This window comes from Micromonospora sp. NPDC049523 (assembly GCF_040676775.1).
In the GTDB taxonomy this organism is placed as follows: Bacteria; Actinomycetota; Actinomycetes; order Mycobacteriales; family Micromonosporaceae; genus Micromonospora_G.
The window spans coordinates 161945-175972 of record NZ_JBFAPP010000005.1; the positions used below are offsets into that span (position 1 = coordinate 161945).

At 70.5% G+C, this 14028-nt stretch carries 14 protein-coding genes; 4 read left to right on the top strand and 10 right to left on the bottom strand.

Annotation, left to right across the window (positions count from 1 at the left end; genetic code table 11):
- Nucleotides 1-2: 2 nt before the first annotated feature.
- Nucleotides 3-974 (bottom strand): FAD-dependent oxidoreductase, encoded by a 972-nt coding sequence (locus tag AB0J90_RS09490; protein ID WP_363593927.1) that lies wholly within the window; start codon nucleotides 972-974, stop codon nucleotides 3-5.
- Between the two features lie 282 nt (nucleotides 975-1256).
- Between AB0J90_RS09490 and AB0J90_RS09495 the strand changes: the two genes are divergently transcribed.
- Complete coding sequence (locus AB0J90_RS09495) at nucleotides 1257-2189, top strand: SCO2521 family protein (protein WP_363593929.1); 933 nt, start codon at nucleotides 1257-1259, stop codon at nucleotides 2187-2189.
- 24 nt (nucleotides 2190-2213) lie between these two features.
- On the opposite strand, the gene AB0J90_RS09500 is transcribed toward AB0J90_RS09495, so the two are convergent.
- The 5 genes from AB0J90_RS09500 to AB0J90_RS09520 all read right to left on the bottom strand — a co-directional run bounded on the left by AB0J90_RS09500 (nucleotide 2214) and on the right by AB0J90_RS09520 (nucleotide 5331).
- Nucleotides 2214-2591 (bottom strand): hypothetical protein, encoded by a 378-nt coding sequence (locus AB0J90_RS09500; RefSeq protein WP_363593931.1) that lies wholly within the window; start codon nucleotides 2589-2591, stop codon nucleotides 2214-2216.
- A 21-nt stretch (nucleotides 2592-2612) separates the two neighbouring features.
- Nucleotides 2613-2867 carry a hypothetical protein gene (locus AB0J90_RS09505; RefSeq protein ID WP_326561531.1) on the bottom strand — a complete coding sequence of 85 codons (255 nt, stop codon included), beginning with the start codon at nucleotides 2865-2867 and terminating at the stop codon, nucleotides 2613-2615.
- 65 nt (nucleotides 2868-2932) lie between these two features.
- On the bottom strand, nucleotides 2933-3454 hold the full coding sequence (gene mscL / locus AB0J90_RS09510; RefSeq protein WP_363593933.1) for a large conductance mechanosensitive channel protein MscL: 522 nt from the start codon (nucleotides 3452-3454) through the stop codon (nucleotides 2933-2935).
- Between the two features lie 128 nt (nucleotides 3455-3582).
- Nucleotides 3583-3939: an STAS domain-containing protein gene (locus AB0J90_RS09515; protein ID WP_363593935.1), complete on the bottom strand. Its 357-nt coding sequence runs from the start codon at nucleotides 3937-3939 to the stop codon at nucleotides 3583-3585.
- A gap of 261 nt (nucleotides 3940-4200) precedes the next feature.
- The gene (locus AB0J90_RS09520; RefSeq protein ID WP_363593937.1) at nucleotides 4201-5331 is read right to left on the bottom strand and encodes a DUF4352 domain-containing protein; all 1131 of its coding nucleotides are present in this window, start codon (nucleotides 5329-5331) and stop codon (nucleotides 4201-4203) included.
- Between the two features lie 121 nt (nucleotides 5332-5452).
- Here AB0J90_RS09520 and AB0J90_RS09525 point away from each other — a divergent pair, with 121 nt between their 5' ends.
- Nucleotides 5453-6397, top strand: a complete 945-nt coding sequence (locus AB0J90_RS09525; RefSeq protein ID WP_363593939.1) for a threonine/serine dehydratase — start codon at nucleotides 5453-5455, stop codon at nucleotides 6395-6397.
- 59 nt (nucleotides 6398-6456) lie between these two features.
- Here AB0J90_RS09525 and AB0J90_RS09530 read toward each other — a convergent pair whose 3' ends face one another.
- A complete protein-coding gene (locus AB0J90_RS09530) occupies nucleotides 6457-7698 on the bottom strand; it encodes a family 16 glycosylhydrolase (protein WP_363593941.1) in 1242 nt (413 codons plus the stop codon).
- A gap of 155 nt (nucleotides 7699-7853) precedes the next feature.
- Entirely contained in the window at nucleotides 7854-9944 is a 2091-nt protein-coding gene (locus AB0J90_RS09535; RefSeq protein WP_363593943.1) for a S9 family peptidase, read from the bottom strand.
- Nucleotides 9945-10025: 81 nt separating this feature from the next.
- Here AB0J90_RS09535 and AB0J90_RS09540 point away from each other — a divergent pair, with 81 nt between their 5' ends.
- Nucleotides 10026-11342: an FAD-binding oxidoreductase gene (locus tag AB0J90_RS09540; RefSeq protein ID WP_363593945.1), complete on the top strand. Its 1317-nt coding sequence runs from the start codon at nucleotides 10026-10028 to the stop codon at nucleotides 11340-11342.
- Nucleotides 11343-11418: 76 nt separating this feature from the next.
- On the opposite strand, the gene AB0J90_RS09545 is transcribed toward AB0J90_RS09540, so the two are convergent.
- A complete protein-coding gene (locus AB0J90_RS09545) occupies nucleotides 11419-12447 on the bottom strand; it encodes an aldo/keto reductase (protein WP_363593947.1) in 1029 nt (342 codons plus the stop codon).
- A 169-nt stretch (nucleotides 12448-12616) separates the two neighbouring features.
- Between AB0J90_RS09545 and AB0J90_RS09550 the strand changes: the two genes are divergently transcribed.
- On the top strand, nucleotides 12617-13237 hold the full coding sequence (locus AB0J90_RS09550; RefSeq protein WP_363593949.1) for a TetR/AcrR family transcriptional regulator: 621 nt from the start codon (nucleotides 12617-12619) through the stop codon (nucleotides 13235-13237).
- A 5-nt stretch (nucleotides 13238-13242) separates the two neighbouring features.
- On the opposite strand, the gene AB0J90_RS09555 is transcribed toward AB0J90_RS09550, so the two are convergent.
- Nucleotides 13243-13860 (bottom strand): helix-turn-helix domain-containing protein, encoded by a 618-nt coding sequence (locus AB0J90_RS09555; RefSeq protein WP_363593951.1) that lies wholly within the window; start codon nucleotides 13858-13860, stop codon nucleotides 13243-13245.
- Nucleotides 13861-14028 lie beyond the last annotated feature (168 nt).

The window sequence follows — 14028 nt, forward strand, 5'->3', positions numbered from 1 at the left end:
TTTCAAGACAGGGTTGCCGTACGTGTTTCGATCATGTTCAGAACCTCCAGCGCACAGCCCCAGGAAAGGCTGATTCCGCTGCCACCGTGTCCGTAATTGTGGATCATTATGCCGCCGTCGAGATCCAGTTGTTCCAATCTGACCTGTGGGCGTACCGGCCGGAATCCGACCCGATGATCGAGTATTCGGGCCCGCGCCAGGGCGGGTTCGACAGCCGCACAGCGCCGTACGATAGCCGCCGCCGTCTCGGCCTGCGGTCTGGCGTCCGAGTGCCCGACCTCCATCGTCCCGCCGAGTACGACGTGGTCGCCGTGCGGCAGGAAGTAGGTCAGCTCGGTGGTCTCGGTGCCGCTCTCCGCGAAGAACCAGTCCACACCGGGGTTGTCGACCACGACCAACTGTCCCCGGGTCGGCTGCACCTCGTCGTCCGGTACGAGTTCGCGCGCGTCGGAGCCGGTGCAGTTCACCACCACCGGTGCCTCGGCGGCCACCTCGGTCAACGAGCCGACGGTGGCCCGCTCGATCCGGCCGCCGGCCCGGCGAAGCCGGTTCACCAGGTATTCCAGGTAACGCGGCATGTCGACCACGGGTGCGGTGTAGCGCCAGCCGGAGACGAAACCCGTGGGCAACTCGGCCGCCGGACAGACCTCGAAGTCGTCGATCCCGGTCAGCCACGGGTGCGGCGGGCACGGCACCCGCGTCGCCTCCAGGCCGGTGACCAGGCGTACCCCGGTTCCGGCCGCGCGGGCCAACGGCTTGAGCAGGGAGAGCGTCTGTTGACCCCAGTGTGCCGCCCGCTCGTGTGCGGCGATCACCCGTCCCCAGATCGCACCGGCCGCGAACGACGTGGTGTCCGCCGGCCGGTCCCGGGTACGGACCAGCACCGAACGCCCGCTCTCGGCCAGACACACCGCCGTGGTCAGCCCGGTCACCCCGGCACCGACGACGAGTACGTCTATGTTCGCAGGAGGCACCCGTCGAGCCTATGGCGGGAAATGCGATCCGACCGTAGCCCTGGAAGTTCGGTGAAAAGGCGCATCAGGGACTTCCTGCGGAAACCGCTCGTCATAACCCGATGTCCCGCCGGTTCGACGGTATTTCCGGCGCCCGTGCACGTGAAGACCGGGAATTCTCATTAGTGCTCATGCGTGTCCGGTACCTTGCGCGTCGGTCCGATGATGGGATGAAACCGGTCGATCGGCTCTGACCGCGGTGTGACCGTGGCCGGTGGCGACGTGTGACGTTGCGGAGGTGCCATGCTGACCGTGGGCGAGGTCCACACCGGGCTGTTGCAGAACTCCACCGCGTTGTCGCTGGACCGGACCGCCGGCCTGCTCGACCTGCTGGTGGGCGAACGGGTCCGCCGCTCGGAACGGCCGATCGCGTACGCCGTCTCCCCGGACCAGCTCAGCGGGGTGGACTGCCGGCTACCGACCGCTTCCGGCAGCCGGAGCCGGGGCGTCGGCACGGTCGTCTCGCACGCGGCCGTCACCGGAGGACACGTGCTACAGGGGTCGACCCACACCCGGATCGACCGCGCCGCAGCCAACCGTCGGCTCGTCTGGTCGCACTACCTGTCCCGGCCGGGGCAGGTGGAGACGATCGGCAAGGTCGACGTACGGGACATCACCCGTGGCTTCCTCGGTTCGGCGTACCAGGCGTCGGCGCTCAACCTCGGTGCGGTCAGCGCCCGCACGATGGACACCGTGCAGGCGTCGGCGACGCTGGACCACCGGCCGCCGTTCCGGGCCCAGCGGACCTGCCTGCGCTGGGCGGTGGTTCCGGTCGAGGATCCGGAGGCCGAACTGCAGGGCACCTTCCGGGTCGAGTCGGACACCCTGCGTACGCTGGAACTGACCGCGGCCCGGCAGGACATGCAGGCGATCGTGGAACTCTGCGAGGACCTGGCCCTGCACGACTGGCTGCTCACCACGCTGCTGTCGCTGATGGAGTCGAGCCTCACCGGGCCGGGCACCCGGGCCCAGAAGCTGGACCGGCTCCGACCGGCGATCGACTGCCTGCTGCACCTGTGGATGCCCGCCGCCCGGCTGGACGAGTCCGTGCTGTCGGTCTGGCAGTCGCTGGAGCGGCGGCCCGGGTTCAGCCGGCAGTGGCAGTCGTCGGTGACCCGGATCCGGGACCAGGTCAGCCTCAGCACCATCGCCATGCTGGAAACCCCGTCCCGCTGACCGGCTCCGGCCAACCCGGCGGGGTCAGCGGGATTCGGGGATGAGCCGGTCGCGTACGACGGTCAGCTCCACCACGTCCTGGTTCACCTTGGCGATCTGGTCGGCCTCGATGTAGAGGTCGTGGGCGAGGAACCCCCGGCTGTCCACCTTCAGGTAGCCCGTACGCATCAGCCGCGCCGCCAGGTCCGGCGGCACGTCGGGCTCGTCCCCGCTCGCGGTGTGCGGCACCCCGTCACCGAGTACGCCGTCGCCGCTCGGCGGGTCCTGGGCGGCCACCGCGTTCGGGTCGCCCAGTTGCACCGCGATGACGGTGCCCACCTCTTCGCCGCCCGGATCGATCACCCGCATGCCGCTGGTCACCTGGGCGATGGGTTCGGCGCTGTTCGGGACATTGGTGTGCATGTCTGGGCGATTCCCGCCCGGTCAGCCGGTTAAACCACCGCTGCCGAGTCCGGGCGGTCGGGCCGAGAGTTCCCGCCAGTTGTCCGGTCCGACCAGCAGGCCGCGCACCGCCTCGTACGCCTCGTCCTCGCTGTCGAACTCGTAGAACCGGGAGATCCCCTCGGCGCCGCCGGCCCGTTGCTCCAGATGCCACTGGTCGGCGTCGGTCCGTAGGTAGACGTCACGCCGCGCGAGGTGTCCCCACTTGCCGTTCCACCAGTGTTTTCGCTGCTCCATGATCGCACCCTATCGAACACGTGTTCGATAGGGTGCGGGGAGGGGGAAAGTCGCGCTCCGGCGGCTCAGCGACCGGCCGACGGGTACTCCCGACCGGCTGGCGGGTAGTCCCGGCCGGTCAGGTTGTCGAACGACTCCCGGTGCTGCGCCGGCACCCGTCCGCCGGCCACCAGCGCGTCGCGGATCTCGGTCAGCAGCTTGACTTCCTCGCTCGGCGCGGCCGGCGGCGGCTCCTCGCCACGCCGACGCCGCTCGGCCAGCTTGTTCAGCGGCAGCACGACCAGGAAGTACAGCACCGCGGCCGTGATGAAGAAGGTGAACACCGCGTTGATGAAGGCGGCCCAGTCGAACCCGACGTCGCCGATGTACCAGGCTCCCGGGATCCGTGCACCTTCCGTGCCGGCGGCGGCGGGTGTGCCGGCCGGTGCCGGGGTGGCCGCCGACCCGCCCATCAGCTGGATCAGCGGCTTGAGGAACGACAGGGTGAGCTGGTTGACCACGGTCGTGAAGGCCGCGCCGATGACGATGCCGACCGCGAGGTCGACGACGTTGCCGCGCATGATGAAGTCTTTGAAACCCTTGAGCATTCGCGTCTCCGAAAGGTTGGCGGTGTCGACCGACAACCTATGCCCCGTCGAGTACGCGGAGAAAAGTGCCGCCTGGCCCACTGTGCAGCGGACCAGGCGGTGATCACGTCATGACGGCGTGTGTGTTGTTACGACGACGCGGGGGTCTGGTCCGCCGCGACGGCCTGCTCCACCGAGGGGTGCGTCTGCAACACCTCGACCAGGCCGCTGACCTCCAGGATGCGCAACACGCCGCGCTGCGGTGCGGCGAGTCGTACCACCCCACCGACCTCGTCGCTGCTGTTCTTCGCCCGGACGAACACGGAGAGCCCGGTCGAGTCGCAGAAGGTCAGGTCGGACAGGTCGAACACCAGGCGGCTGTTGCCCCGGTCGAGCAGATCCGTGATCTCGTCCTGCAGCTGCGGCGCGGTGGCCATGTCCAGCTCGCCCGCGACCGCCACGACGACCACGTCGCCGCGCTGCTCGGTGTGCACCGTCAAGGACATTCGCGACCTCCTGTTATCGATCGAACGGTACTCCACCGGAGGGTTCGGCGGCAGGACCGGACGCCCTGGTGGGCGTGCTCATCTTCCTAGTCGTGCGACGACCGGGGGCAGGCGCCCCCGGCGAGTCGATCGCCGACCGGTGTGTCGGGCTCTGGCGCGCAGTGCCGGACCGGCTCCCGGCCCTGGTCCGACCGGCCCTGGTCGGAGGGCGGATCGGGCTGCGCCGCACCGCGCCGACCGAGCCGCGGACGGGCTGGGCGGCTACTCCACCCGGACCACCAGGCCGGGCGAGCTGGGGGTGTGGTGCAGCCGCATCCGTACGATCCGGGCGCCGGACGGGATGTCGTAGACCACCGCACCGGTCACCTGCATGCCGGGGTTGATCTCGTTCATGAACACCTGCTGGTCGGAGTTGGCGAGCACGCTCGCGCCGCTGTCCGCGCCGAACTGCTCGCCGCCCGGTCCGAAGGCCTCCTGGAGGGTGTCGGTGAAGAACACCGGCCGCTTGCCGACGTTGCGTACGGCGATGTCGACCACGCAGAACTGGCCGACCGCGAGCTGGTTGACCAGGGGGTCACCGACCCGACCGACGCCGCACTCGACCTCACGTACCAGGAATTCGAGGTCGCCGTCGCGGCCCGACTGGTTCAGCCCGACGATCCGCTGGCCCCGGCTCTCCACCTCGGCGTAGAGGTTTCCGCCCCAGGTCAGCGCCGTACCGACGACCCCGGCGCAGCAGCAGAGCACCAGCGCCACGCTGACCCCGAGCACCAGCCAGAGGCGCCGCCGCCGCTCCGGCGGTGGCTGTGCGTATCCCGGTGACTCGTCCAGCCAGGGTGCGTCGTCCGGCCAGTACGGCCCCGGTGGGTCGGGGTACGTCTCGTCGGCGTACTGCTGTTCCCGGTATTCCTGCTCGCGGTGGGGCTGCTCCGGGTACTGCTGCTCGGGATAGGGCTGCTCCGGGTACTGCTGCTCCGGGTAGGGCTGCTCGGCGTACGGCGAGGGTTGGTCCGGGCGGGGCGGCGGCGCGAAGTCGCCGCCGATCGGCGGGGCGACCACCGGGGTGTCCGGGGTCGACCAGTCCGGCGGGCGAGCGGGCGGGTCCGGGTGCGGTGGCGCGGCCACGGGCGGCGGGGGTGTCGGCTCGTCCACGAACGGGCCGCCCTCGGGATCCGGGGTGGGCTCGCGGGTGGGCGGGTCGGGGTCGACCGACCAGGTCCAGGGCTGGGCGTGCGGGCCGGATTCCTCCGGCGGGCCGGACGCGGGGGCTGGCTCCGACGGCGATGGCTGCGACTGCGGCGGCTGTGGCGGTTCGGAACGGGAGGGTGGGGAGCCGTGCGGGTCCGGGGTGGGTTCGGGCGTGCCGTTATCCGGAGGGTCGGGCGTGGGCATCGCGGTCCCCCGATCGCGCGGATCACTTTGCCTGATTCTAGGCTTTAGTCCCGCTTTGCCCGTTCGAGATCGTGGTTTCTGGTGGCGGTGACCCGGGTCGGCTCTGCGGCATGATGATCGAATGGACCTGGTGACGCTGCACGATGTCCGGGCCGCCGCGCAACGGATCGCCGGCCGGGTCGTGCGTACTCCGCTGCTGCCCGCCGGTTGGGATCCGGACCTCTGGCTCAAGCCGGAGAGCCTGCAACCGGTCGGTTCGTTCAAGCTGCGCGGCGCCACCAACGCAGTCGCCCGGCTGACCGAGGCACAGCGGGCCCGTGGCGTGGTCACCCACTCCTCCGGCAACCACGGCCAGGCGCTGGCGTACGCGGCTCGGGCCGCCGGGGTGCCGTGCACGGTGGTGATCCCCGAGGGGGCGCCGCCGATCAAGATCGAGCAGGTACGGGCGCTCGGCGCCGAGGTGCTGCTCGTGCCGCCGGCCGACCGGCTCGCCAGCGCCGAGCGGATCGTCGCCGAGCGGGGGCGGACGCTGATCCCGCCGTACGACCACCGCGACGTCATCGCCGGTCAGGGCACCATCGGGCTGGAGATCGTCGAGGACCTGCCCGAGGTCGACGTGGTGCTGGTCCCGGTCGGCGGCGGCGGACTCTCCTCCGGCGTCGCCACCGCGATCAAGGCGCTCTCCCCGTCGACCAGGGTCTACGGCGTGGAACCCGCGTATGCGGCCGACGCGCAGGAATCGCTGGCCACCGGGGAACTCGTCGTCTGGGACCTGGCCCGTACCCATCGGACCAGCGCGGACGGGCTGCGCACCAACCTGGCCGAGCTGACCCTGGCCCACCTGCGGCAGCACCTCGACGGCATCGTGACGGTCACCGAGGACGAGATCGCCGCCGCCACCTCCCGCCTGGTACGGGGAGCCCGGCTGGTGGTCGAGCCGAGTGGTGCGGTGACCACCGCCGCCCGGCTGTTCCGTCCGGCCGAGTTGCCGCCCGGCCGGACGGTGGCGGTGGTCAGCGGCGGCAACGTGGACCCGACAGTGCTGGCCGCCGCGGTGCTCGCCTGAGCGGATCCCCCCGCCCAGGCGAACACCGGCACCGGGTCAGGTACGACCCGGAGGCTGGTTCAGCCGCGACGCCACTTCTGGTTCGCGCCGCCGAGGCAGGTCCAGAGCTGGAGCTTGGCGCCGTTCGCGGTGCTCCAGTCGCGTACGTCGACGCACTTGTTCGCCTGCGGGTTGACCAGGTCACCGGCACCGCTCAGGACGAACTGCTGGGCCGGGTTGCCGCTGCACGTGGCGAGTTGGATGTTCGCGCCGTCGGCGACCGATCCCCAGGCCACGTCCATGCACTTGCCCAGCGCGCGGACGGTGCCGTCGCCGGGGAAGCTCCATCGCTGGGCGTCGGTGCCGTTGCAGTCCCACAGCTGCAACTGGCTGCCGTCGGTGGGCGTACCGCCGGGCACGTCGATGCACTTGTTGCCGTACCCGATCAGTTGGCCGCCGGTGGCGGGCGGCGGCGTGCCGCCGGAGTTCCAGGCGTAGACCCGGACGTAGTCGATCAGCATCTGCTGGGGCATCTGCGTGCTGCCGTCGGGGTAACCGGGCCAGTAGCCGCCGACCGCCACGTTCATGATCATGAAGAACGGGTGGTTGTAGACCCACGGGTTGCCGCGCAGGTCGGCCGCGGTCTTGCGGGCGTACTGGATGCCGTCGACGTACCAGGTCACCGAGTCCGGCGCCCAGTCCACGGTGAAGGTGTGGAAGGCGTCCGCGAACGCCTGGCCGCCGGGGAGGCTGTAGCTGCTGCTGATCGCGCTGCCGCCGGAGTAGCCGGGGCCGTGCAGGGTGCCGTAGACCGTGTTCGGCTCCCGACCGATGTTCTCCATGATGTCGATCTCGCCGTTGCCCGGCCAGCCCTGCGAGCCGGTGCCGAGCATCCAGAACGCCGGCCAGATGCCCTGGCCGCGCGGGATCTTCAGGCGGGCCTCGTAGCGGCCGTACGTCTGGGTGAACCGGTCCGCGGTCAGCAACCGGGCCGAGGTGTACTGGCAGGTGCCGTAGTGGCACTGGTAGTTTGCCGGGTTCTCCCGGCGGGCGGTGATCACCATGTTGCCGTTGCCGTCGTGCGCGGCGTTGCGGGTGGAGTTGGTGTAGTACTGCTGCTCGTTGTTGCCCCAGCCGCTGCCACCGATGTCGAACTTCCACTTGCCGCCGTCGGGGCTGGTGCCCGCGGCTCCGTTGAACTCGTCGCTCCAGGTGAGTGCGCCCGGCGCCGCCTGGGCGACGCCGGACGCGGGAGCCGTCAGCAGGGTGGCCAGGCTTGCCCCCAACAGGGCGAGAGCCAGGGCGGTCCGTCGTATACGCATGGAAATACTTCTATAACATCCGGCAGCTTTCTGGCAAGGTTGTTAACTAATAACTTAGTCAATTCCGACAAGACTGATGGAGAGCCGCGACAGCCGCGACTCTCCACCAGTGCGTACCGATCAGGCGCCCGCCTGTAACGCGACGGGCCCGGGGCTCAGGCGCTCAGGCCGAACCGGTCCAGCGTCCACGCGTTGACGAAGGCCTCCTCGCGCCACGAGTCGTAGCGACCGCTCGGCCCGCCGTGCCCGGCGCCCATCTCCGTCTTCAACAGGTACGACCCGCCCGGCGCCACCGCCCGCAGCCGGGCGATCCACTTCGCCGGCTCGTGGTAGAGCACCCGGGTGTCGTTCAGGCTGGTCACCGCGAGGATCGCCGGGTAGTCCACCGCCGCCACGTTCTCGTACGGCGTGTACGACTTCATGTACGCGTACACCTCCGGGTCGGCCAGCGGGTTGCCCCACTCCTCCCACTCGGTCACCGTCAGCGGCAGCGACGGGTCCAGGATCGAGTTGAGCGCGTCCACGAACGGCACCTGCGCGACGATCCCGGCGAACGCGTCCGGGGCCAGGTTCGCCACCGCGCCCATCAGCAGCCCACCGGCCGAACCGCCGCGCGCCACCAGCTTGTCGGTCGACGTCCAGTCGGACTTGACCAGGTGCCGGGCGACCGCCACGAAGTCGGTGAAGGTGTTCTTCTTCGCCAGCATCTTGCCCTCTTCGTACCAGTGCCGGCCCAGCTCACCGCCACCCCGTACGTGCGCCACCGCGAAGATCACGCCCCGGTCCAGCAGGGACAGGCGGGGGATCGAGAACCACGGGTCCATGCTCGCCTCGTACGACCCGTAGCCGTAGAGCACACACGGTGCCGAGCCGTCGCGGGGCGTACCGGCGCGGGCGACCAGCGACACCGGCACCCGCGTACCGTCGTCGGCCAGCGCCCAGACCCGGTGCTGCTCGTACGCGGCCGGGTCGAAGTCGCCCAGCACCGGCTTGCGCTTGCGCAGCACCATCGCCCGGGTCACCAGGTCGTAGTCGTAGACCGAGTCCGGGGTGACCAGCGAGGTGTAGCGCAGCCGTACGGTGTCGGTCTGGTACTCCGGGTTGCCGTCCAGTCCGACGCTGTAGATCGGCTCGGGGAAGTCGATGTCGTACGAGTCGGTGCTGCCGGCGGTGAGCACCCGCAACCCGGTCAGGCCCTCGTTCCGCAGCGACACGACCAGGTGGTTCGCGAACGCGTCCACCGACTCCAGCCGGGTGCCCGGCTGGTGGTCGATCATCGGCACCCAGTCGCCGGGGCTGTCCGCCGACGTGTACGCCAGCGCGAAGTCCTCGGCACCGTCGTTGTGCAGGACCAGGAACCGGTGCCCGTGGTGTTCGATCGAGTACTCGATGCCCTGCCGGCGCGGCGCGATGACCGCGGGCTCGCCGGTCGGGTTGCTGGCCGGGATGACCCGTACCTCGCTGGTGACCTTGCTGTGCGAGTCGATGACGATGAACTTCTCCGACCGGGTCAGCTCCACCCCGACCCAGAACCGCTCGTCGTCCTCCTGGTAGACGACGACGTCGTCGGCGGCCGCCGCGCCCACGGTGTGCCGCCATACCTGGTTGGGCCGCCACGCCTCGTCCACGGTCAGGTAGAACAGCGTGGACCCGTCGCCGGACCAGGCGGAACCGTAGAACGTGTCCGGCACCTCGTCGGCGAGCACCTCGCCGGTCTGGAGGTCCTTGACCCGCAGCGTGAAGCGCTCGTCCCCGGCGAAGTCCGTCGAGTACGCCAGCCAGCGCCCGTCCGGGCTGACGTCGAAGGTGCCGAGGGCGAAGAAGTCCTGGCCCTGCGCGAGCTGGTTGCCGTCGAGCAGGATCTCCTCGCCGTCCAGCGGGGCACCGTCACCGGTCGCCGGGGGCTCCGTCTCACCGTCGGCGACCGGGCGGCGGCACTGGATGCCGTACTGCTGGCCCTCGACCGTGCGGGTGTAGTACCAGTAGCCGCCCTTGCGGGCCGGCACCGACAGGTCCGTCTCCTGGGTGCGGTCCTTCGTCTCGCCGAAGAGCGTCTCCCGCAGCGCGGCCAGAGGTGCGGTGACCGCGTCGGTGTGGTCGTTCTCGGCGGTCAGGTAGGCGATCGTCGCCGGGTCCTCCTTGTTCGCAAGCCACGCGTACTCGTCGATGACGGTGTCGTCGTGGTGGGTGCGCTCGGTGGGGATCCGGTTCGCGACGGGGGCGGCAACGGGCGTCTCAGTGCTCACCCCGGCCACGTTACCGCCCCCGGCCCCGCCGGTCCGGCACCGACCGTTGGCAATCGTTCGAACATGTGTACGATAAACCTCGTGGGGACATCGACAGCGGTTGAGCGGACAACTGGTGGGGGGATCGGTCAGCGCCTGGCCGAGATCTGTGGAGAGCGTTTCGCCCGACCGGCCGGAATGGCCGACGGGGTTGCCGGAGCACCGGCTGCCTGGGTGGCCGCACCGGGCACCGCCGAGGCGGTGGGCGCGGTGCTGCGAGCGGCCGCCGACCGGGCGCTGTCGGTGGTTCCGCGCGGCGCCGGCACCAAACTGGACTGGGGTGCACCACCGTCGCGGGTGGACATCGTCCTCGACACCGGCCGGCTGGCCGGCGTCTGGCACCACTCCGGCGAGGACATGGTCGCGGAGGTCGGCGCCGGCACGCCGCTCCGGGCGGTGCAGGCCGCGCTGGCCCGTACCGGCATGCGGCTGCCGATCGACGCGCCCTCGGCCGAGGCGACCGTCGGCGGGGTGGTGGCCGCCGACGAGACCGGTCCGATGCGGCACCGGCACGGCTCGCCCGGCGACCGGCTGTTCGGGGTCAGCTACGTCGACGCGACCGGAGTGTTGCACCACGCGGGCGGCTGGGCGGCCGGTGAGACCGCCGGACACGACCTCGCCAGACTGCTCTGCGGATCGAACGGCGCCCTCGGGGTGCTGGTCTCGGCGACCCTGCGGGTGCAGCCGGTTCCGGCCAGCCGGATCTGGGTGACTCGTCAGGTCCGGTCTCCGCTGGAGATGTACAACCTGGTCCGGTTGATCCACGGCTCCTGGCTGAGCCCTGCGGCGATCGAGATCGACCTGCCCAGGGAGGGGCCCACCGGCTCCCGTGGTAGCCATCCGGCCGGGTCAGCTCTGGTGGCCGGCAGTCTTGCCGTACTGCTGGAGGGTGGGCAGGCCGACGTCGGGGGCAGGGTGGCCCGGCTGGTCGAGCTGCTGGAGGGCGACAGCCGGGTGCACACCGCCGCGCCGTCCTGGTGGGGCCGCTACCCGTTCACCGCCGACGACGTCGCGCTCCGCATCGACGTACCCTCCGCCGACCTGCACGCCGCCGTCTACGCGCTGCGCGACGCCGCCGGCACGCCGATCCCGGTGCGCGGCTCGGCCGGACTCGGGGTGGTCTACGCGGCACTGCCCGGCTACCTCGCCCCCGAGCAGATCGCCTCGATCCTTTCGGTGGTACGGCGGGTGCTGCTCGCCCGCAACGGCCGGTGCGTGGTGCTGTCCGCCCCGCCCCGGATCCGCCGGGAGATCGACTTCTGGGGCCAGCTTCCCACCCTGCCACTGCTTCGCCGGGTCAAGGAGCGTTTCGACCCGGACCACCGGCTCGCTCCCGGCCGCTACACCGGCGGCATCTGACTCCTCCGTCGGCACCCGAGCCGCTGACGCCCGGCACCGCGCCACCAGCAGGGTGCCGGGCGTCAGCTTTCCCGTACTACTGCTGCGGGTAGCGGACGTCCCGGTAGAAGCCGCTCTGCACCCAGTTCGGGTAGCTCGGCACCGGCTTGCTGATCTCGTCGAGTTCGGCCAGGTCCTGCTCCGTCAACGTCAGGTCGATGGCGCCGAGGTTGTCGGTGAGCTGGTGCGGCTTGCGGGCACCGACGGTGACGCTGGTGACCCCCGGCTTGGCCAGCACCCAGGCGAGCGAGACCTGGGCGATGCTGACGTCGTACCGCTGCGCGATGGTACGGACCACGTCGAGGATGTCGTACCCGCGCGAGTGGTCGACCGGCGGGAAGTCGGGGAAGCCCTCGCTCCCGCGCCGGCCGCTGGAGTCGCTGGCGTCACGGTTGAACTTGCCGGTCAGGAAGCCGGCCGCCAGCGGCGCCCAGACGAACAGGCCGACACCCTCGTCGAGCACCATCGGGATGATGTCCCGCTCGGCGTCCCGCCCGACCAGGGAGTAGTAGCTCTGCAGGGCGGCGAAGCCGTTCAGGTTGAGCCGACCGGAGACGCCCAGCGCCTTGCTGACCTGCCAGGCCGAGAGGTTGGCGGCGGCGATGTACCGGATCTTGCCCTGGTGTACCGCGTCGTCGAGGGTGCGCAGCGTCTCCTCGAACGGCGTCAGGTGATCGAAGTTGTGCATCATGTAGACGTCGATGTAGTCGGTCTGGAGCCGGCGCAGGCTCTGCTCCAGGTTCCGCATCAGGTGCAGCCGGGTCTGGCCCACGTCGTTCGGCCCCGGCCCGGTACGGGCGTGCGCCTTCGTGGTCAGGATGACGTCCTCGCGGCGGCCCCTGAGAATCGTGCCGAGCTGTTCCTCGCTCTCGCCGTCGCCGTACCCGTCGGCGGTGTCGATCAGGTTGACCCCGGCGTCGAGTGCGGTGCCGACGATCCGTTCCGAGTCCGCCACCCCGAGTCCGCCGACCATGTCCCAGATCGGGCCGGAGCCGCCGAAGGTCATCGCACCGAGGGAGATCTCCGAGACGTACAGGCCGGTACGGCCCATCAGGCGGTATTTCACCACAGCTCCCAGAAGGTCGTCGGTCGAGTCGGCCGGGCTCCGCCCCCTCACTCTGCTACCCGTGGTCGCCGGACAGGGGCGAAAGCCCTCAAGCCGTACGGATGGCATGAGCAGGCGTTCCGTGGCAGCAGACCATGATCATCGCGGTCGGTCCGGATACGATCTGGGCATGCCCTCGATCACCCGCCGCCCCTATCTGGGGCCCGAGCAGCGTGCCGGGGTGGAGGCCCAGGTGCTGGCCGCGACCGAACGCCTGCTGGCGGACGGGTCGACCTTCACCGAGCTGGGCATCCAGCGGATAGCCGCCGAGGCGGGTGTCGCGCGATCGACCTTCTACGTGCACTTCCGCGACAAGACCGACCTGGTCGTACGCCTGGCCGGGACGATGGTGCAGACGGCCTTCGACCTCGTCCGCTCCTGGCGCCCCGAGCAGGGGGTCGCCGGACTGGAGGACGTGCTGCTCCGGGTGATCCGGCACTACCGGGACCGGGCGCACGTGCTGCGGGCGGTCAACGAGGTGTCCGCGTACGACCCGGCGGTGCAGAGCCTGTGGAACGCGGAACTGGACCGGTTCGTGGAGTTCGGGGTGGGACTGCTCACCGAGCTCCAGGTGGCCGGGCGGATCCCGGCCGACCTCGATCCCCTGACGGTCAGCCAGGTGATCGTCTGGGGTGGCTACCGGGTCATCTCCAACCAGGTCATGACCGACGACCCCGGTCGCGACGTGGCGGTTGCCCGGGAACTCGCCAGAACGCAGTGGTACGGCGCCTTCGTCCGCCCCGGCACCTGATTCGGCTACGGCTGGCGCCGGTAGGCCCCGTACCACCAGATCTTGGCCAGTTCCGCGCCGAAGGCGTCGTCGCCGCTGCTGTCGTCGGTTGTCGCCACATGGTCGGCGATGGCCCGCTCCCCACCGATCACGATTATCCGGATCGCCTTTGTCACGTCCATGTCGGCCGGGACACGACCCGCCTGCTGCTCCGCCTCCAGAATCCGACCGCCGAATTCGAGGAACCGGTTGGACCCGGCCGCCCAGAACTCCCGCACCGCGGTGTCGTACCCGGCGACCTCGCTGATCGCGGCGAACACCACGGCGTACTCCCGGTAGAGCGCGGTGACCCGCTGGAAGACGTCGATCAGGGCATCCAGGCCGTCGGCGAGCTGCCAGGTGGCCACGATGTCGTAGCCGGACGTACGCATGGTGCCGGCGAGCCGCATGAGCAGTTCGCTCTTGTCCCGGAAGTGGGTGTAGAAGGTCGACCGGGCGACACCCGCCTCGGCGGCGATCCGCTGCACCCCGAGTTCGGTGAAGCTCACCCCTTCGGCCAGCAGGCGCACGGTCGCGGCCACGATCTCGGCCTCGACCGAGGCCCGGCGATCGGGGTCCACTGAGCGTCGGGTGATCGATGGCATGGCCGCCAGTCTAGATCGACCGGCTTCCACCAGGCCTCGCACCGACCCCACCAGGCCGTTCACCGGCTCCGGCTCCGGCGGCGCGGCCCGGCGGCTCAGACCGGGAGGGCGTCGTTGCGCAGTACCCGGCGGCTCAGACCGGGAGGGCGTTGCGCGGTACCCGGGGGC